The organism is Asticcacaulis benevestitus DSM 16100 = ATCC BAA-896, from assembly GCF_000376105.1.
GTDB classification, from domain to species: Bacteria; Pseudomonadota; Alphaproteobacteria; order Caulobacterales; family Caulobacteraceae; genus Asticcacaulis; species Asticcacaulis benevestitus.
Map to the genome: position 1 here is coordinate 220,851 of NZ_AQWM01000003.1, position 17,475 is coordinate 238,325.

16 protein-coding genes are annotated in these 17,475 nt (G+C 61.5%); all 16 read right to left on the reverse strand.

The window, feature by feature from the left end; all coding sequences use genetic code 11:
• Positions 1-69: 69 nt before the first annotated feature.
• Positions 70-1,746, reverse strand: coding sequence for a cell division protein FtsZ (gene ftsZ / locus B060_RS0106760; protein WP_018081011.1), 1,677 nt, complete (start codon positions 1,744-1,746; stop codon positions 70-72).
• A 389-nt stretch (positions 1,747-2,135) separates the two neighbouring features.
• Complete coding sequence (gene ftsA, locus B060_RS0106770; protein WP_018081013.1) at positions 2,136-3,542, reverse strand: cell division protein FtsA; 1,407 nt, start codon at positions 3,540-3,542, stop codon at positions 2,136-2,138.
• Between the two features lie 21 nt (positions 3,543-3,563).
• The gene (locus B060_RS0106775) at positions 3,564-4,514 is read right to left on the reverse strand and encodes a cell division protein FtsQ/DivIB (RefSeq protein WP_018081014.1); all 951 of its coding nucleotides are present in this window, start codon (positions 4,512-4,514) and stop codon (positions 3,564-3,566) included.
• 195 nt (positions 4,515-4,709) lie between these two features.
• The gene (locus B060_RS0106780) at positions 4,710-5,210 is read right to left on the reverse strand and encodes a hypothetical protein (RefSeq protein WP_018081015.1); all 501 of its coding nucleotides are present in this window, start codon (positions 5,208-5,210) and stop codon (positions 4,710-4,712) included.
• Between the two features lie 174 nt (positions 5,211-5,384).
• Positions 5,385-5,756, reverse strand: a complete 372-nt coding sequence (locus B060_RS0106785) for a ribonuclease E inhibitor RraB (protein ID WP_018081016.1) — start codon at positions 5,754-5,756, stop codon at positions 5,385-5,387.
• Between the two features lie 78 nt (positions 5,757-5,834).
• Positions 5,835-7,754 (reverse strand): ATP-dependent zinc metalloprotease FtsH, encoded by a 1,920-nt coding sequence (ftsH, locus tag B060_RS0106790; protein WP_018081017.1) that lies wholly within the window; start codon positions 7,752-7,754, stop codon positions 5,835-5,837.
• 98 nt (positions 7,755-7,852) lie between these two features.
• Positions 7,853-9,187: a tRNA lysidine(34) synthetase TilS gene (gene tilS, locus B060_RS23980; protein WP_018081018.1), complete on the reverse strand. Its 1,335-nt coding sequence runs from the start codon at positions 9,185-9,187 to the stop codon at positions 7,853-7,855.
• Entirely contained in the window at positions 9,172-10,128 is a 957-nt protein-coding gene (locus tag B060_RS0106800; protein ID WP_018081019.1) for a tol-pal system YbgF family protein, read from the reverse strand. Before B060_RS0106800 ends, tilS begins: the two co-directional genes overlap by 16 nt.
• A 161-nt stretch (positions 10,129-10,289) precedes the next feature.
• Positions 10,290-10,811 (reverse strand): SH3 domain-containing protein, encoded by a 522-nt coding sequence (locus tag B060_RS23985; protein WP_018081020.1) that lies wholly within the window; start codon positions 10,809-10,811, stop codon positions 10,290-10,292.
• Positions 10,812-10,843: 32 nt separating this feature from the next.
• Entirely contained in the window at positions 10,844-11,401 is a 558-nt protein-coding gene (pal, locus tag B060_RS0106810) for a peptidoglycan-associated lipoprotein Pal (protein WP_018081021.1), read from the reverse strand.
• A 243-nt stretch (positions 11,402-11,644) separates the two neighbouring features.
• Positions 11,645-12,970, reverse strand: a complete 1,326-nt coding sequence (gene tolB, locus B060_RS0106815; protein WP_026172661.1) for a Tol-Pal system beta propeller repeat protein TolB — start codon at positions 12,968-12,970, stop codon at positions 11,645-11,647.
• A 32-nt stretch (positions 12,971-13,002) separates the two neighbouring features.
• On the reverse strand, positions 13,003-13,872 hold the full coding sequence (locus B060_RS0106820) for a hypothetical protein (protein WP_018081023.1): 870 nt from the start codon (positions 13,870-13,872) through the stop codon (positions 13,003-13,005).
• Between the two features lie 4 nt (positions 13,873-13,876).
• Positions 13,877-14,368 (reverse strand): ExbD/TolR family protein, encoded by a 492-nt coding sequence (locus B060_RS0106825; RefSeq protein ID WP_018081024.1) that lies wholly within the window; start codon positions 14,366-14,368, stop codon positions 13,877-13,879.
• Positions 14,369-14,372: 4 nt separating this feature from the next.
• Positions 14,373-15,098: a protein TolQ gene (gene tolQ / locus B060_RS0106830; protein WP_035423290.1), complete on the reverse strand. Its 726-nt coding sequence runs from the start codon at positions 15,096-15,098 to the stop codon at positions 14,373-14,375.
• 116 nt (positions 15,099-15,214) lie between these two features.
• A complete protein-coding gene (gene ybgC, locus B060_RS0106835; RefSeq protein ID WP_018081026.1) occupies positions 15,215-15,676 on the reverse strand; it encodes a tol-pal system-associated acyl-CoA thioesterase in 462 nt (153 codons plus the stop codon).
• A 79-nt stretch (positions 15,677-15,755) separates the two neighbouring features.
• Positions 15,756-17,465, reverse strand: a complete 1,710-nt coding sequence (locus B060_RS0106840; protein WP_155847729.1) for a carboxylesterase/lipase family protein — start codon at positions 17,463-17,465, stop codon at positions 15,756-15,758.
• Positions 17,466-17,475: the final 10 nt, after the last annotated feature.

Below are 17,475 nucleotides of genomic sequence, written 5' to 3' on the forward strand. Positions count from 1 at the left end.
TGTTAGCTGCGCCCTAAAGACAACCTGCTAACAGAAAAGGCTCCGGACATGTCCGAAGCCCTTCTGATATCAGTTAGCGAGGCGCCGTAAGAAAGACGGGATTTCCAGATCGTCTTCGCTGTCCATCGAAGGCTGGACCTCGGCACGTGTGGCCGGGTTCAGGTTGGACTTGGCCGACGAACCGGCGACATAACGATCAGCTTCATCCTCAACCGGACGGCTGGGCGCGATCGGCGCCGAAGCCACGGGTGCGCTCTGACGCTGCGGGAACAGGCCGCGCCAGAAAGATTCACGCCCCTCCTCTTCGGTATTCAGACGCGGTGCAGGTGCCGGCGTATTCGGACGCGGCGCGGCGGTGCCGGCATAAGGGTTTGGACGCGATATCTGCGGCGACGCCGGACGCGCGGCGGGCGCGGCGGCAGCCGGAGCCGGCATGACGAAGTTTTCGTCCTCGACCGAAGGATCGACGATCTTCGGCACGACACGCTCTTCAACCGGGGCGGCGGCCGCAGGGGCAGTGGCGCTACGGTCTTCAAACAGGCTGGAACGCGGAGCAACCGGGGTGACGGGGGCGCTGACAGGTGCAGCAGCAGGAGCGCTATAGGGCGCGGACGCCGCAACCGTCGGGGTTACCGGGGCGGTTGCGGCCGGACGCGCTTCAACGACGGGCGCAGGCGCCGGTGCGGCGGCGGCAGGCGTTTCGGTACGGCCATAGCCGAGGCCGAAGGTCGGATTCTGCGGGGTGGCCTTGGCGGGCACGTTCAGCGGGGTTTGCAGCGCCACACCGTCCATGCCGGTGGCGACGACGGAGACGCGCAGCTTGCCTTCGAGGTTCGGATCGAACGCGGCGCCGAAGATGATGTTGGCTTCCGGATCGACTTCCGACGAGATGGCGTTGGCCGCTTCGTCGACTTCATGCAGGGTCATGTCGAGACCGCCGGTGACGTTCACCAGAACAGCCTTGGCGCCCTTGAGAGAGGTTTCGTCGAGCAGCGGGTTCTGAATGGCGTTTTGCGCCGCGAGCAGCGCGCGGTCTTCACCCGAAGCCTCGCCGGTGCCCATCATGGCCTTGCCCATATCGGACATGACCGAACGGACGTCGGCGAAATCAAGGTTGATCAGGCCGGGCAGGACCATCAGGTCGGTGATCGAGCGAACGCCGGCGTGCAGCACCTGGTCGGCCATGCCAAAGGCTTCGGCGAAAGTGGTGCGCTCGTTGGCGATGCGGAACAGGTTCTGGTTCGGTATGACGATCAGGGTATCGACGTAGCGTTGCAGCTCGGAGATACCGGCATCGGCCAGACGCATACGGTGGCGGCCTTCAAAGGTGAAGGGCTTGGTGACCACGCCGACCGTCAGGATGCCGCGTTCGCGCGCGCACTTGGCGATGATGGGGGCCGCACCGGTGCCGGTGCCACCGCCCATACCGGCGGTGATGAAGACCATGTGCGCACCTTCGAGGTGCTCGGCGATGATGTCGCCCGACTCTTCGGCAGCCGTCATACCCACTTCGGGATGCGCGCCGGCGCCAAGGCCCTGCGTGATGCCGACACCCAGCTGGATGCGGGCGTCTGTGCGCGAGAACTGAAGCTGCTGCGCGTCGGTGTTCGCAACCACGAACTCCACGCCTTCGAGCCCGGCTTCGATCATGTTGTTAACGGCGTTGCCTCCGGCACCACCGACACCAAACACGACAATGCGCGGTTTCAATTCCGTTGCGCGTGGCGCAGAAAGATGAATAGCCATGGTTTCGGACCAACCTTTCACAATCTCTCCCTTCGGGGACGCGTTGAACGCTTCGGACCCCAGTGTCAGGATCCATGAGACTACAATTATGCTTAACGATTGGTTACCCGATAACTTGAGTCGGGTAAAAATGAAGCTGTTTTGGTAATATTTTTTAACAGAGATTACCGAAGTGTGACTTTTTACCGAAACATTGAGTCCGAAAGGAGTCACGCAAGTTGTCTTTTTCGCGCAAAGCGTGAATGAGGCCAATTTGCGGCACAAAAAGTCCTAATGAAAGACTAACCGGCGATGGTAAGCGGTTAGTGATTTGCAGGGGCATTTTTCAACTCAGGCGACGGGCATTGCCCTTGCTAAGGCGCGATAAGTAAGATTATCGCGCCTTGTATTCAGAGATTGCTCTTCAGCCAGTCGATGACACGTGCCAGGATATTGCCCTGCCCGGCGCTCGGCGCATCGCGCGGACCGATCTTGGCCGCCATGATCTTCTTCACCGGCACCACGTCGCGCGGACCATAGAGCGTGCGCAGGATAACGCCGGCGGTGGCGGCAAACGACGGACCCGCCGCTGCATCACCGAGGTGCGGGGTGCGCATCGGCTTGCCGAGACGGCACGGACGGTCGAAGACGCGGATCGCGAGTTCGCGCACGCCGGCCAGTTGCGAAGCGCCGCCGGTCAGCACGATACCCGCGCCGGGCTCGATCTGGACGCCGGAAGCCTTGATCTTCTCGCGCAACAGCTCGAACGTTTCTTCGACGCGCGGGGCAATAATGCCCTTGAGGATGGAGCGCGGCACGATGATCGGCGCGCCGCCCTTATCATCGCCACGCGGCGGGGCCTCGACCGTTTCGCGGTCTTCATGGGCGCTTGCAATGGCCGAGCCGTGCAGGGTCTTGATGCGTTCGGCGCCGGCAAGCGTGGTGGAAAGACCGCGTGCGATATCGGCCGTAACATGGGCGCCGCCGACATTCAGGCAATCGACATGGACCAGGGTGCCGTTGGCGAAGATGGCCGCGGTCGTGCTCGACGCGCCCATATCGATGCAGATGCAGCCCAGCTCCTTCTCGTCCTCTTCCAGCGCCGCCACGGCAGCCGCAAGCGGGGCGCAGACAATCGCCTGCACTTCGAGGTGAGCCTGCGAAACGCAGGTATTGATGTTGTTGAAGACGCTCTCGTCGATGGTCACGACCAGCAGTTCGAGACCGAGCGCCCGGCCGTTCAGACCACGCGGATCACGAACGCCATGCTGATCATCGACGCTCCACGCTACCGGCAGCAGGTGGATGGCGCGGCGGTTAGGGAAACGGACCTGCGCAAGAGCCGAGGCAATGGCGCGGTTGAGATCGAAATCGGAGATCGGCTTGAGGCCGAGCGACACCTGCGCCGACACCTTGTGCGAGGCGGTCTGAGCGCCGGGAATAGTGACGCGCACGCCGTGAATCGCCACATTGGCCATGGCCTCGGCACGTTCCACCGCCTGCGCGATCGCCTGAGACGCCGCTTCCATATCGATGATCGAACCGGCGCGGATGCCCTTGGACTGCACATAGCCGACGCCGGCGATACGGATGGTCTGGTCGGCGTGACGCGCGCCTTCGGGGCGCATGATGAAGCAGCCGATCTTGGAGGCGCCGAGATCGAGCGACGCGATTAACCCTTGCGAGGCCTGCGGGCGGTTGGCCGCCTCGCCGCTCGTGGTCGGTTGCGAACGCGCTGGCTTCGCCGCCGGCGCCGGATTCTGGGCGTGATTCTGGGCCTGTTGCTTGGCGTTCTGGCGGTCTTCAAATCGTGACATGAGTTTCTACTTTTGTCAGACTCAGTGAGCAGTACTGGTGGCGGGGTGAACGGCAGGGGCGGGATGGGCTTCGAGCGGGACCACGACAAGCGCATCGGGATCGAGCAGGTCGATGGAGGCAAAGCCCTGATCCAGCACGCGTTGCTGGGCCATCAGGGCGTCGAGCTTGGCCAGCGCCTGTTCCTGATTGAGCGCCGGCAGCTTGATGACCGCCGTGTTCTTGAGCAGGATATTCCAGCGCCGGGTATCGACGCGCTGGAGGGCATAGGTGCGCTGCAAAAGCTCAGGGCGCTGACGCATCAGTTCAATGATTTCCGGCGCGGCTTCATTGGCGCCCTCGCCCACCACATAGGGCAGGCCGGTGAACTTGGTCGAGATCGCCTCAGGGATGATATTGCCCTGATCGTCGATGACCGTGTTCTTGCCATTGTATTGCCAGACAGCGAGACGGGGACGCTCGACCACCTCGATGATCAGCACGCCTGGAAACTGACGGCGCACGGTGGCCGACTTGACCCAGCCGACATTCTCAACGCTCTTCTGCACGGCGGCGAGATCCATCAGGGCGAACGGCTGGTTCATCTCGAAATCGAGTGCCTTGCGCACATCCGGCGAGGCATCGGGGCTGACGCCAACGAGGGAGATTTTTTTGAGCTTCAATCCCATGGCGGCCACGCGGCCATCGGCGAAGCTGACCATGGCGCCGCCGAGCGCCTGGGCGCGGTGGCCGGTCAGGAGAACGACGCTGAGCAGGCCGGCAATGACGAGCACGGCCAGCCAGGCCGTCAGTTCGCCCGGCATATGGACCGAGCCGATGACGCGCGGCTTACCCGTGGGCGCAGCCGCCTTACGTCCCGCCGCACGCGGCTTCGCCCCGCCCTGAGACCGCGGCGTTTTCGACGCACCACGGACTTCCGGCTTTGCAGCGGTCGGGCTGGCTTGTCGTCTGCCACCACGAACGACAGCGGGCATGGGCACTCTCCAATTGCATCATGACCGGAAAAAGAGCGTTCCGCCGCGCACTTGCCCTGCAAGTCCACTCCGTCAAACGCTCCCGCCCGGCTGGTTAAGCGCCCATAAAGCCTCAAACGTCCTTAATAGAGTGATAACGTCCGGCGTTTTCGTAAGGAATTTGTAACGATATCCACCCGATTCTTCGCGTGCGGATTAACCGGCTTCGTCTTGCAAATGGCACCTGACCACGGCCGCCGTCTTTCGCGCCTCAGCGATCTGGTTGATGTAATTGTTGCAGGTCAGCATGTCATTTTCGAAATTGCTGCGGTTGACCGCATGAACCGTTATCAGCACGTAAGGCTGCTTGTCTTCAATCTGCCCGAACAGGCGGCTGTCGATGCCCTCCCCCGTCATCGCCATAGCGCGGATGCCTGCGGGAAAGGGGCTCAACTCATAACCAAGCTGGATGCGGTTCAATTCATCCGCATTGGCCGCCTTGGGCACAACCGCACGCCCATAATAGAAGGCGTGCACATTGAGATGATAGTCCTTCTCCTTCATACGCGCCCCCGCCGCCGGCGTCATATCGAGACGAAGGGTGTAGGCAAAGAGGCCCGGCGGCGCCTTTGCCGGCTTCAAGGCGGACATGACCTTGTCGCACTGACACAGGCTCAGAAGCAGGCAGGCTGACACAACGGCTTTTGCATAGGTCAAGATCAGCCCCCCGTGGCTTAAACAAAAGGCTGAGCATATCAGCTTACCAGCAATCTGACAATCTAGAGCCCATTCCAATCTGATTGGATCAGATCGGAATGGGCTCTATATTTTTTGCTTTTACGCGCTTTTTGATCCGAAAAGTGCGTCACACTTTTCGAAAAGCGCTCACATCTAGCTCAGGTCTTCGCTCTCGGCCGACACCTCGAAACAACCCCAGCCGTCATTGCGGCCGCCAAACGGCATGGCGATGCCGCTCAGCTCTTTCTCGAACTGGGTGATAGCGGCGTGGTCAGGCACCATATGCCGCGTCACCGTCACGTCCCACTTGCCGGTATTGGCATCGTCATCCGACTGCGCCTCCCAGGGGCCAAGCTCGACCTCATAGCCTTCGGCGTCCATCATGGCCGAAAAGGTTTCCGCCGTACCTTCATCGGGGAACAGCAGCGAGAAATCGATATCGCGCGGCTGGCTCAGGTCATCCCCCGCCGCCTGCATCCGCCGCAGCACGTCGCCGTTTTCGTCATTGGGAAAGTCGATCGTCATAGCAGGCTCCAAAAAGAAAGGCGGATGAGAGAGGCCCTCACCCGCCGCTTTTAACATAATGTGTAGGGTCGCATAGCTTTAAGCCACCACCGGCACAAGGGTAGGTGCGCTTTCATTGGCAGCTTCGGCTTCGGTTTCAGGCACCGCCGAATTGGACGACAGCTCGATCGCTACGCCGGTTTCCTCGTCACGGATGATCTCTTCACCGTTGAGGATCTTGGCGATTTCGTCACCGGTTAAGGTTTCGAGATCGAGCAAGGTGCGGGCGAGGCTGTGCAAGGCGTCAAGGTTTTCGGTCAGGATGCGCTTGGCATCATCGTAACCACCCTTGACCAGACGCTTCACTTCACGGTCGATCAGTTCGGCCGTGGCTTGCGAGGTATCGCGGCCGAGCGCGCCGTATTCGTCTTCGCCCTGCTTGTAATCGACGAAGCCCAGTTCATCCGAATAGCCCCAGCGCGTCACCATCGCTTTTGCAAGGCGGGTGGCCTGCTGGATATCCGACGATGCGCCCGACGTGACCTGATCCTTGCCGAAGATGATTTCTTCAGCGACGCGACCGGCCATCAGGATGGCGAGACGCGAGGTCATCTGGACGTAGTTCTGCGAATAGCGGTCACCTTCGGGCAACTGCATCACCATGCCGAGCGCACGGCCACGCGGGATGATGGTGGCCTTGTGCACCGGATCCGCTTCGGGCGCCTTGAGCGCCACGATGGCGTGGCCGCCTTCGTGATAGGCAGTGTTCTTCTTTTCCTGCTCGCTCATCGCCATGGACTTGCGTTCGGCCCCCATCAGCACCTTGTCCTTGGCGTCTTCGAAATCGCGCATAGTGACCAGCTTGCGATCCTTGCGGGCGGCCATCAGGGCGGCTTCGTTGACCAGGTTGGCGAGATCGGCGCCGGAGAAGCCCGGCGTGCCGCGCGCGATCACCTTGACATCGACATCGACGCCCAGCGGCACCGGCTTCATGTGGACGCGCAGGATGGCTTCGCGGCCGGTCAGATCGGGATTAGGCACCGTGACCTGGCGGTCGAAACGGCCGGGACGCAGCAGTGCCGAATCGAGGACGTCGGGACGGTTGGTGGCGGCGATCATGATGATGCCTTCATTGGCTTCGAAACCGTCCATCTCGACCAGCAACTGGTTGAGGGTCTGTTCGCGTTCGTCGTTACCGCCGCCATGACCGGCGCCGCGATGGCGACCGACGGCGTCGATTTCGTCGATGAAGATGATGCACGGCGCATTCTTCTTGGCCTGTTCGAACATGTCACGGACGCGCGAGGCGCCGACACCGACGAACATTTCAACGAAGTCAGAACCGGAGATCGAGAAGAAGGGCACGCCGGCTTCACCGGCCACGGCGCGGGCCAGCAGGGTCTTACCCGTACCCGGAGGGCCAACGAGCAGTGCGCCCTTGGGGATCTTGCCGCCCAGTTTTTGGAAACGCGACGGGTCTTTGAGGAAATCGACGACTTCCTGCAAATCTTCCTTGGCTTCCTCGACACCAGCCACTTCCGCGAAGGTGACGCGGTTCTTGTGCTCGGTCAGCAGGCGCGCTTTAGACTTGCCGAAGCCCATGGCACCACCGCGTCCGCCGCCCTGCATCTGGCGCATGAAGAAGATCCAGATGCCGATGATGAGGATGATCGGCAGCAAGGTGGTCAATACGCTGATCAGGAGCGACTGCTTGCTCGACTGGATGGTCGTCTTAACGTTCTTGGCGGCCAGCGCGTCGCTCAGCTTTTCGTGGTTGAAGACGTCAATCGTCGTGCGGAACTTGTTGCCATCGGCGAGGGTGCCGGTGGCGTCATCCTGATGGATGTTGACCTCCTTGACCTGACCATTGTTCACGCTGGTGAGAAGGTCGGAATAGGCCATTTCAACAGGCTTCTTGCCCTCGGGCATCAGCGTCGTGTGATTGGTGCTCACGAAAAAGTAGATGCCCATCAGGAAGGCCAGAACAACCCCGATAATCGCCATGGAACGCATGTTCATGCCAATGTCTATCCTCAATATGGCCCGAATCCGGAGCCACCCCTCCACGGGGTCTTCACTACGTCATTCACCCATATAGGATGTGAAACCGGGTTTCGCTACACGCCATTGCAAACCACAGGCCATGAATCGCTGTCAATATGGCTTTCCCGCGTGATCTGCCCCATGGCGGCGTAAAACCGCGGCGTCACCAGACAGGTAACACGGGTTTTGTTATAGGTAGCGGGTGTTAAAGAGGTGTTGGCCGCGGCGCTATGCATCAACAGTTTCTTTTGATGGTCTTTTTCACTGACCGGCAGACTGCCGCGCAAGACCGCCGGCAGGGCGTGCAGCGCCTTGCGGTCCGCCGTGTCAAGATCGGCGCGAACGCCTTGCGATGGCAGGATGCGCATAGCCTGCGCGGCCACAAGGGCAAAGCGGCCATCCCAGACGGCTTCGACGCCGGGCTCCAGTTCCACAATGGGCGAGGTTTGCCGCCCGATATCGCCGGTTTCACGGCTGATCGAGATGCGATTTTCCTGTCGCTGCAGACGCGCGCCGCACAGGGTCAGGGCCTTGCCGTCGGACAGGCGCGCATACAAATGTTCCAGACGCGCGCGCTTCGGCAGCCTGTCGCCGCCACCGGCGCAGACCGCCGCCGCCGACAGGAGTTTCAGCGCCGGCTCCAGCGGCAAACTATAAAACACATCGGCCCTGAAGGCGATCACGCCAAGCGCGGCGAAGGTGTCCGCGTGCAGAAGACCAGCCATATCCGGCGGCATGATGTTTTCCCGCGCCTCGATCGGCACGTCCTGCTCGCGCAACAGCCTCCGCGTCCGTGCCCGCAGCGATGCCGGATTGTCGTTCGACGGATCATCGATCCAACTCGCATCGATCTCACGCAGATAGTCGCGCAGGGCTTCGCGGCGGATATCGAGCAACGGCCGGTACAGAAACACGCCCCGCCCTTCCGGCCAGACCGGCGACGGTGACCACACCTGCGGCGTGCCGACATTGGAGCCTTGCCCGCGCATAGCCGCAGCCTCGGCAATATCATCGGCGGTATGGGCCAGGCACAGCACGGATGCGCTCTTTTGCCTCGCCGCCTGCGCCAACAGCGCATGACGCGCCAGACGCGCCGCTGCCGATAAGCCCGAGGCCGGCTTCTCGCCCTGCCAATACAGCGCGGTAAAGCCGGCGCCGACCCGCGCCGCATGATCCGCCACCGATTGCGTCCACTGGGGGCTTAAAGGATTGAGGCCATGATCGACGCAGAAGACCTCAAGCGGTCGGCGCTTTACATTTTTTTGGTTCCATTCGGCCAGAGCATAGAGCAGGGCTACGGAATCGCCTCCGCCGGAGACAGCGATCCCCAGCGGACCGTCGCCGTCGAGGCGTTCGGCAAAATGCGTGAAGTCAGAGCGCAGACGGGCGCGCTCTAAACCGCCCCGCACCTGTTCTTGTCCTTGAGCGTCTTGGCCTGACTGCGCGTCTCGCTGGTTGCGGACTTGGCGTAGACCTTGTCAAACTGCGTCAGGGCCGAACAGGCATCGGTCGGGCGATTGCTGTCGCTTAAGGATTGCGCCAGTTTCACGGTCGCTTCCGGCGCCCATGACGTCTTGGGCCAGCCTTTGAGCGAGGTGGCGTACGCCGCCACGGCGCCCGACGAATCGGACTTCATGGCGCGGATCTGGCCCAGACGGAACCAGGCTTCCGGCAGTTGCGTGGCTTGTGGCCAGGCCGTGGTGAAGGCTTCAAAGGCGCGACCGGCGTCATCGGTCTGGCCGGAACTCATCAGGTTAAACGCCTGCTCAAAATCGCCCTCGGCATTGCCGGTCGAGGCCGGCGGCGGCGGCGGCGGTGCGAGTTGCGCGTCGATGTCCTTGATGTGGGCGTCGGCCAGATCGGCGCGCTTGACCAGGGTGTCCATGCGGGCGTTCTGGTTGGTAAGCTGCTGGATCAGTTGCTGGTTCTGGTGCTGCAGTTCCTCGATCTGGCCGATCAGGGTGGTGATCGTGCCGGTCTGCTCATCCTGCTTGCGCGACATGTTATCGACCGTGGCCTGCAATGCCACCACTTCGGGATCGGGCTCGATCAGGATCGGCGGTGCGCCCTTCTTGTTCTCGACGCGCGATACGGCGCGTTCGAGCTTGCGCACATTACGATCGAGCTTCTGCAGCTTCTTGGCATCCCACACCGTATTGTCGGTGGGCTGCTGGCCGGGGATTTCCTTGTCGTCTTCGTCGTCGAAAATCTGGGCATGAGCGTCTGCGGGCGTAAAGGCGGTCAGGCTTACGACGCTGAGGGGCAGCGACAGGGCCATAAGGGACAGACCGGCCACAGCCTTGCCGCGAGCAACAAAACCCAGCCGCGTGTTTTTGAAAGACTTACCCATGATCAAATCCTGCCCGCCACAATACTCTGAAGAATGTGCCATATCGAAGCACACTTGCATTATAGTTAGCAATATAGTCTGGCTGAAATAAGACACAAAGCGTGATCAGCGCCTGAACGGGTGCGTCGGATCGCGAAACACCCGTTTTTGACGAAGCGGCTTTATTGCGAGGCCGAGAGGTTGTCGTTCTTCACCCAGCCGACATTGTCGTTATCGTCAGCCACTTCCCAATACATGCCGTCCTTGGTGCCGGTGGGGTAGACCACGAGGCCGACAGGCAGCGCGCGCAGCACCTTGCCAGTGGGCGATGGCGCCGAGCGCAGGGTGGTGGCGGTCTGGACCGTGTAGCTGCGGCTCGGCGCCGCGGCCTTGCCGCCCACGTCGATGCCGCCGAGATTATTGACCATCTCGGTGTAGGCCACCATGAAGGCCTGGGTCACGATCTTGCCGATATCGGTGTCTTCGTAACCGCCGCCAACGGCGCCGCCGAAGCCGACATAGCCACCTGCGCCCCAGCTCAGATCGCTTTTGGCGGCATGGCCTTCAAACGTATTGGATTCCGAGGTGCGCACATCGGTCAGGGACAGAAACACGTCGGATTCGAGCTTTTTGGTGCGCAGGCCGCCCCTGGAAACACCAGCACAAAACGCATCATGCCCCCTGACCTTACGATCAGGAGGCATGATTTTCAAATCAAAAAAAAGACTGTGAGGTCTTATTGCGCGCCCGAGGTAAGGCTGGTGTGGGCGTTACGGTTCTTTTCCCACGACGCTTCACCCGAACCATCGTCGATCGGGCTTTCCTTGCCATAGGAGATGGTCGAGATACGGCCGGGAACAACGCCCTTGCCGGTCAGGAAGTCAGACACGGCCTGCGCGCGGCGGGCGCCCAGAGCGAAGTTGTATTCGCGGGTGCCGCGTTCGTCGGCATTGCCTTCGATGCGGATATTGACGGCGGGATAGCGCACGAGCCAGGCGGCCTGGGCTGCCAGGATGCCTTGCGCGTCAGCGCGGATGCTGGAGGAATCTGTGTCGAAATAGACGCGATCACCCACATTCACGACGAAATCCTGTTGCGAACCCGGAACGATGCCCGGCAGCGGCGCGGTAGCGACAGGCTGTTGGGCAGGCGGTGGGGTCGGGGTGCTGGTAACCGGCGGAGGGGTCGGTGCCGGCGTGTCTACCACGGGCTCCTTCTTGGTACAGGCCGCGACGGAGGCCAGAATAAGGGCTGCCAAAGCAATCTTGGCGGCGGATTTGGTCGTTACCGTCATAAGAAGTCCTCTCATTTTTCAATAATAATCGCGGAAGTATCCCACTGTTTTGTGACCGGATTATGCACAAAACTCACAAAAGATACGATGATATGCCTATTAACTTTTGTCAAACCCTCGTCTGGAAATTTCCATATAAATGGACCGTTTTGATCCAACCGGGGGTTTGCGCTCAATAACGAACCGGATTTACCTCAAATTTCATAAATTTTCAGTTCGTCCTTATGGTTAGCTTTTCCTGACCTACTTCAGGCGAGGCGACCAGGCGGGGTCGGAGGCGCCGCCGGCATAGGTCACCGCGCGTTCCACGCGGCCCGACACCTCGACCGTCCACAAGGACGGCACACCGCTCTGGGTCTCGCGGAAGAACATGATGTAGCGACCGTTGGGCGCCCAGGTCGGGCCCTCTTCCAGATAGGACGAGGTCAGAAGCTTGGCGTTACCACCACCGGCATCCATGACGCCGATCGAGAAACGGCCGCCCGATTGCTTGGTGAAGGCGATCATATCGCCCTTGGGCGAGAAAACAGGTGTCGAATAGGAGCCGCCGCCAAAGGTGATGCGGCGCACATTGCCGCCTGAGGCGTTCATCAGGTAGATCTGCGGCGAGCCGCCACGATCCGACGTAAAGGCGATGGTGCCGCCATCGGCCGAGAACGACGGCGAGGTGTTGATGGCCGCGCCGCTGGTCAGCTTGGTCATGGCGCGGGTGCGCAGGTCCATGACGTAGATGTGGGTGGCGCCGCCCTGGCTGACCGAGAAGGCCAGCTTGGAGCCATCGGGTGAGAAACGCGGCGCGAACGCCATGCCCTTGATCTGGCCGACGGCTTCCTGACGGCCGGTTTCCAGATTGTAGATATAGATGCGGGCGCTGTCGGCGGTCAGGGCCATATAGGCGATTTCCTGACTGTCGGCCGAGAAGCGCGGCGTCATCACCTTGGTGTTGTTGCCGGCAACCGGCAGATAGGACGGATTGGCGCCATCCTGATCCATGATGGCCAGATGCTTGACGCGCGCCGTCTTGTAACCGCTCTCGGCCACGAAGACGATGCGGGTATCGAAATAGCCTTCCTGACCGGTCAGTTTTTCATAGATGGCGTCGGCGATCTTGTGAGCGATGCGGCGCCAGTTTTCCGGCGTGGCGGTCATCGACTGGCCCAGCATCTGCTTTTGCGAGAACACGTCCCACAGGCGGAAATCGACCTGCAAGCGGCCATCGGCATCGACAAATGCGCGACCATTGGCGAGGTATTGCGCGTTGATCGTCTTCCATGAGGCGAATTCGGGCTGGACCGCGACATCCATATTGGTCTGGATAAAGGCGGCCGGATTGATCGGCGCGAAATAGCCGGAGCCTTCGAGATCGCTGTTGATCACCTTGGAAATCTTGTTGCCGAGATCCCCGCCGGAAGCATCGTTGCCGCCGATGGCGACGGCGATCGGCAGGGGCTGGATATTGCCCTGATCGACGGTGCCAGTCAGTTCATCCTGCGCGCTGGCGAAGGCCGGCACGCACAACAGCAGAAGCGCGCCGGACACCGCCGCCAAAATCTTGTTCATCAGTCGCATCATGTAGCTCCTTTGGTCGGTCGGTCGCTGAACTAGCGGCCCTGGCAGGCCTTTTGGGCATCGAAAATAATCTTGAGCGGACGGTTATACAAACCGGACGGCAGGTCGAGATAGGCGTTGGGCTGGCCCTTGTTGACGGCCGCCAGCGCCAGATTGGCCCCGGCCTGCCAGATCGGATCGTTACGCTTGTTCACCCAGACAGGGCCATCAATAACACGGCCATTGGGCGAAAGTGTGAAGCGGATCTCCGGCGCCACGGCCTGGCTGCCCGGTACGTCGCAATTGAGCAGCCATAGCTTGTTGAGGCGCTGGGTCAGAGCCTTCATCTCGGTTGTCAGACCGGCATCGGCCGGACCGGAACCGACCGCCGACTGGCCCGTCGTCTTTTGCGTCGAGGCCGAGGCCTGACGCTTGCTCGGCGCCTGGGACGGCGTGGCGGCCAGACGGCTGAGGAAATCGTCCTGCGGCTTGGCCTTGGCTGGCGCAGGCTTGGCGGCCTGAGCGGGCGCCGGCTTCTTCACCGGTGTCGGATCGACCTTTTTCAGGCCGTTCTTATCCGGCGGCGCGGGCGTCGGTTTGGCGACAGGCTTGGGTGGCGCCGGCACAGGCTTCGGCGGTGCAGGCACGGGCTTTGGCTGAACCGGGGTCGGCACCGGCTGCGGCGTCGGGGACGGCTGCGGCGGCACAGGTTCCGGCTGTGGTATCGGTTCCGGCGTCTTGACCGCCAGTTCATCAACCGGCGCCTCGGCCATCTGGCGGCTCGGCACGTCGGATATGACCGTGACCGGCACTGACGACACCTTGAGCGGCGGCGGAGTCATTTGCCAGGTGATAAAGGCAAGCAGAGCCAGGCCGACATGCAGCAGGATCGAGAGCAGAAAGGACGGTCCGAACTTCTTCATGCGTTTATTGCGTCACCGCGACGGGTTCGCTGGCCGTCGTCTGGCCGCTTTTTGACATGGTGTCGGTGACAAGGCTGATCTTCGAGAACCCCGACGACGACAGTTTGCCCATCACCTTGGCGACCGAATCCCAGGTCGCCTCACCGGCACCGCGCACATAGATCTGGGTTTCGGTATCGCCACGGGTAATGGCCAGCAGACGCGGGGCCACCTGTTCGTAGGTCGCCGGATCGTCATTGACGTAGAACTGGCCGGCCTTGTCGATCGACACGGTGATGGGCTCGCCCTCGTCCTTGAGCGCGGCGGCTTCGGTCTTGGGCAGATTGATCTTAATGCCCGAATTGAGCAGCGGCGCCGAGATCATGAAGATAATCAGGAGCACGAGCATGACGTCGACCATCGGCGTGACGTTGATCTCCGACAGCGCGGCGCGGCGTCTGGTGCGTCGGTTGGAACGGCGTCCGCCGCCCGCCGATCCGGAACCTCCCATGGCCATGGCTCTAGCCCCCCAGCTTGTCGCCGAGACGGCGGGTCAGCGAGACCATCAGTTCGTCGGCGAAACCTTCCATGCGCGACGAGAAGCGCGCCACCTTGGCATTGAACAGATTGAAGGCGATATAGGCGGGAATGGCGGCGAAAAGCCCCATGGCGGTGGCGAACAGGGCTTCCGAAATGGCCGGTGCCACCGTGGTCAGGTTGGTGTCGCCCTGCGAAGCGATGGCCGAGAAGGCGTTCATGATGCCCCAGACCGTGCCGAAGAGGCCGACGAACGGCGACGCCGTGGCGATAACCGCAAGGATGCTCAGGCCGTCTTCGAGAGTATCGGCTTCGGTGGCGATGACATGGTTCAGTTCACGATCAACCTGGCCGACGAGCAGTTCGCCCTGCGCGGGGCTGATCGACTTGCCCTTGTAATCTTTCCAGCCGGCGGTGACCGTCACCAGCAGCTTCTGGAAGGCTTCCTTCGGTTGGGTGCCGAGCGTGGCGGCGATATCATCAAGAGCGCGCCCGGCATTCAGCGCGCCTTCAAAGCCATCGGCCTCCTTGTTGACGCGACCGAGCGCCATCGTCTTCTGGATGATGATGGCCCATGACCACAAAGACGCCAGCGCCAGGCCCACCATGATGGCTTGCACCACCAGATCGGCATGCAGGAAAAGATTGACGAAATTCAAGGCGCTTGGAGCAGTACCAGAGGCTGAGCTGGCGGCGGAACTGACGCTCATATCGCATCCCCCATAAGAGTTAATCGGAATAGTGAATCTGTAATGGCGCCACATTGCACGACAATTGGCGACATTTCTATGGCAGATGAGGTGTAAAAGTGCCTTTTACGCCGTCTTTAGGCTGGGCGCGGCCCGGCCTGGGCGGCCTTGATGCCCCTGTGAACGTGCGGGGGCATACGTTTCGGGTGGCCGTTCATGTCGATGCAAACCACCTGAACCTGGCCTTCGACCAGGATGACGCCATCGCGTTCGATCCACTGATCCAGCAGGAAACTGGCGCCGCGCACCTCGACAACGCGGGTCTTGACGCTGATCAGATCATCGATGCGCGCCGGCGTGCGGTATTTGACATTGACCGAGATGACGGCGAAGGCGATGGGATCCTCAAGCGCCGCCAGTTCGTGATGATGAACCCCGGCCAGACGCATATAGTCGGACCGGCCGCGTTCAAAAAACTTGAGATAGTTGGCGTAATAGACGATGCCGGAAAAATCGGTGTCTTCATAATAGATGCGCACGAGCAGGTGGTGTTCACCGTCGATGATCTGGCCGGAAATATGCGTGTCGGGGGCGTTCATACCCCCTGTATTAAAGCGAAATAAGTTTATATTCACCCTCAAAGACGTGGAAAAAACTCACCTTATGGCGGAAAGCGCTCTAAGGACGGTCGAGCACGGCGCAGATATCCTGGCGCATAGCGCTTTCGACCTTGCTGCCCTTGCGGCTAAACTCGATATAGCGCCCCTTGCGGCCATAGACCGGCCAGTCATCCAGCCCCTTGCGGTTCGGATCACCGGTCGTGGCGAACTGCACCCAATAGTCCATCAGGCGCGGCCAGCGATCCGCCTTGACGCCTTTGGGACGATCGTTGAACACAAAGCTCAGTTCGGAGCCGTGCTGCACACGCGCTTTCGGGTCCGCGTCGATATCGAGTTGATAGAGATAGGCCGTGCCGCCGGAAGCTGTGATCTGGCGCGCCATCCAGTCGGCCGGACAGCGCAGCATGATGTCGGTCGAGAGCTGGAGCGGCACGTCGCCCAGAAGGTCATCGGACTTGGGGTTCTTCTTCACATCGAGCTTGTAGAAACGCAGCACCTTGCCGCGTTGCTCGCCAAAACGCGTAGCGATAGCGCCGTAGAGCGAGGCCCTGACGTCCGCCAGTTCGAGCTCGCGCGCCGACACGCCGATGATCAGCGGCACCTTGGCCCCCTCGCCGGCCTTGAAAATCTCCGCAGGTGATTTCGGCAGCACGCGGCCATCAACCGTCGCCTGATCCCAGATGAAACCGGCATCCTCCATGGGCGGGACAAGCGTGTCGCCGGCCTGCTGCAGCACCATGGCCGGGGCGCGGCGCAGATCGGCCAGCGCTTTCGCGCCATCGGCCGGCGCGTTGCTGAACTGTTCGGCCAGTTGGATGCCCAGCGTTTCGTTCTGCGCCAGCGTGCGCGGGGCGAAGCCGAACTGCGGCGTGCCGCTTTGCGCGATCGCCTTGTGGAACAGGCCGCGCGCCAGCGGCGAGGCCATCAGCAGCCCGACATCCTGTCCGCCGGCGCTATGGCCGAAGATCGTCACATTGTCCGGATCGCCGCCAAAGCGCGCGATGTTGTCACGCAGCCATTGCAGCGCCTTGATCTGGTCCATCAGGGCGTAGTTGCCGGAAGCTGCGATTCCAGTTTCTTTGGCTTGCTCGGCCGTCAGCGCCGGATGCGACAGGAAGCCGAAGACGCCCAGCCGGCATTGCAGGCTGACGACCACCACATCACGCCGGCCAAGGCTTGAAGAGATCGTGCCCGCCCCCGCACCGGCGCGGTTGGCGCCGCCGTGGATAAACACCATGACCGGCTTTTTCGCGCCATTGTTCAGCGAAGGTGTGCGGATTTCGAGATATAGGCAATCTTCCGAGCTTCGCTTAGAGATATCGTCCTGCCAGCCATAGGCCGCCTGTAGACAACCCGGCGCGCTCTCCTTGCTGAAGCGCACGCCCGACCAGGCAGAGGCGTCCTGCGGCGCGGTCCAGCGAAGATCACCGACCGGCGGACGGGCGAACGGCACCGCCTTGAAGGCGAAGGTGCCATCGGAGAGGGCTTCGCCGCCCAACTGGCCGCCGCTCACATTGACGATGACGTCGGCCGGCGGCCCCGGAGGTGCGGCGGGTGGATCGTAGGGTTTGAGCGCCAATACCGCCCGCGTCACCGCCGGTGCGGCTTCCGGCGCAGCGGGCGGGGTCGTCTTCGCCTTACCTGTGCCCGGAAGCACAAGATAATAACGTCCGTCAGGGCCGCGCAGGGCTTGCTGCGCCATAACGGGCATCGCTGAACACAGTAAAACGGCCATCAGACAGGAAGTTTGCGCCAGCCGTTTCATCATCTTCGTCCCC

Bases quoted from the DNA above. Each gene is read 5' to 3' on its own strand.
- ftsZ (WP_018081011.1), bottom strand. From the start codon at position 1,746: ATGGCTATTCATCTTTCTGCGCCACGCGCAACGGAATTGAAACCGCGC.
- B060_RS0106825 (WP_018081024.1), bottom strand. From the start codon at position 14,368: ATGGCCATGGGAGGTTCCGGATCGGCGGGCGGCGGACGCCGTTCCAAC.
- pal (WP_018081021.1), bottom strand. From the start codon at position 11,401: ATGACGGTAACGACCAAATCCGCCGCCAAGATTGCTTTGGCAGCCCTT.
- tolB (WP_026172661.1), bottom strand. From the start codon at position 12,970: ATGCGACTGATGAACAAGATTTTGGCGGCGGTGTCCGGCGCGCTTCTG.
- B060_RS23985 (WP_018081020.1), bottom strand. From the start codon at position 10,811: ATGCCTCCTGATCGTAAGGTCAGGGGGCATGATGCGTTTTGTGCTGGT.
- ftsH (WP_018081017.1), bottom strand. From the start codon at position 7,754: ATGAACATGCGTTCCATGGCGATTATCGGGGTTGTTCTGGCCTTCCTG.
- B060_RS0106800 (WP_018081019.1), bottom strand. From the start codon at position 10,128: ATGGGTAAGTCTTTCAAAAACACGCGGCTGGGTTTTGTTGCTCGCGGC.
- ftsA (WP_018081013.1), bottom strand. From the start codon at position 3,542: ATGTCACGATTTGAAGACCGCCAGAACGCCAAGCAACAGGCCCAGAAT.
- ybgC (WP_018081026.1), bottom strand. From the start codon at position 15,676: ATGAACGCCCCCGACACGCATATTTCCGGCCAGATCATCGACGGTGAA.
- tolQ (WP_035423290.1), bottom strand. From the start codon at position 15,098: ATGAGCGTCAGTTCCGCCGCCAGCTCAGCCTCTGGTACTGCTCCAAGC.
- B060_RS0106785 (WP_018081016.1), bottom strand. From the start codon at position 5,756: ATGACGATCGACTTTCCCAATGACGAAAACGGCGACGTGCTGCGGCGG.
- B060_RS0106775 (WP_018081014.1), bottom strand. From the start codon at position 4,514: ATGCCCGCTGTCGTTCGTGGTGGCAGACGACAAGCCAGCCCGACCGCT.
- B060_RS0106840 (WP_155847729.1), bottom strand. From the start codon at position 17,465: ATGATGAAACGGCTGGCGCAAACTTCCTGTCTGATGGCCGTTTTACTG.
- B060_RS0106820 (WP_018081023.1), bottom strand. From the start codon at position 13,872: ATGAAGAAGTTCGGACCGTCCTTTCTGCTCTCGATCCTGCTGCATGTC.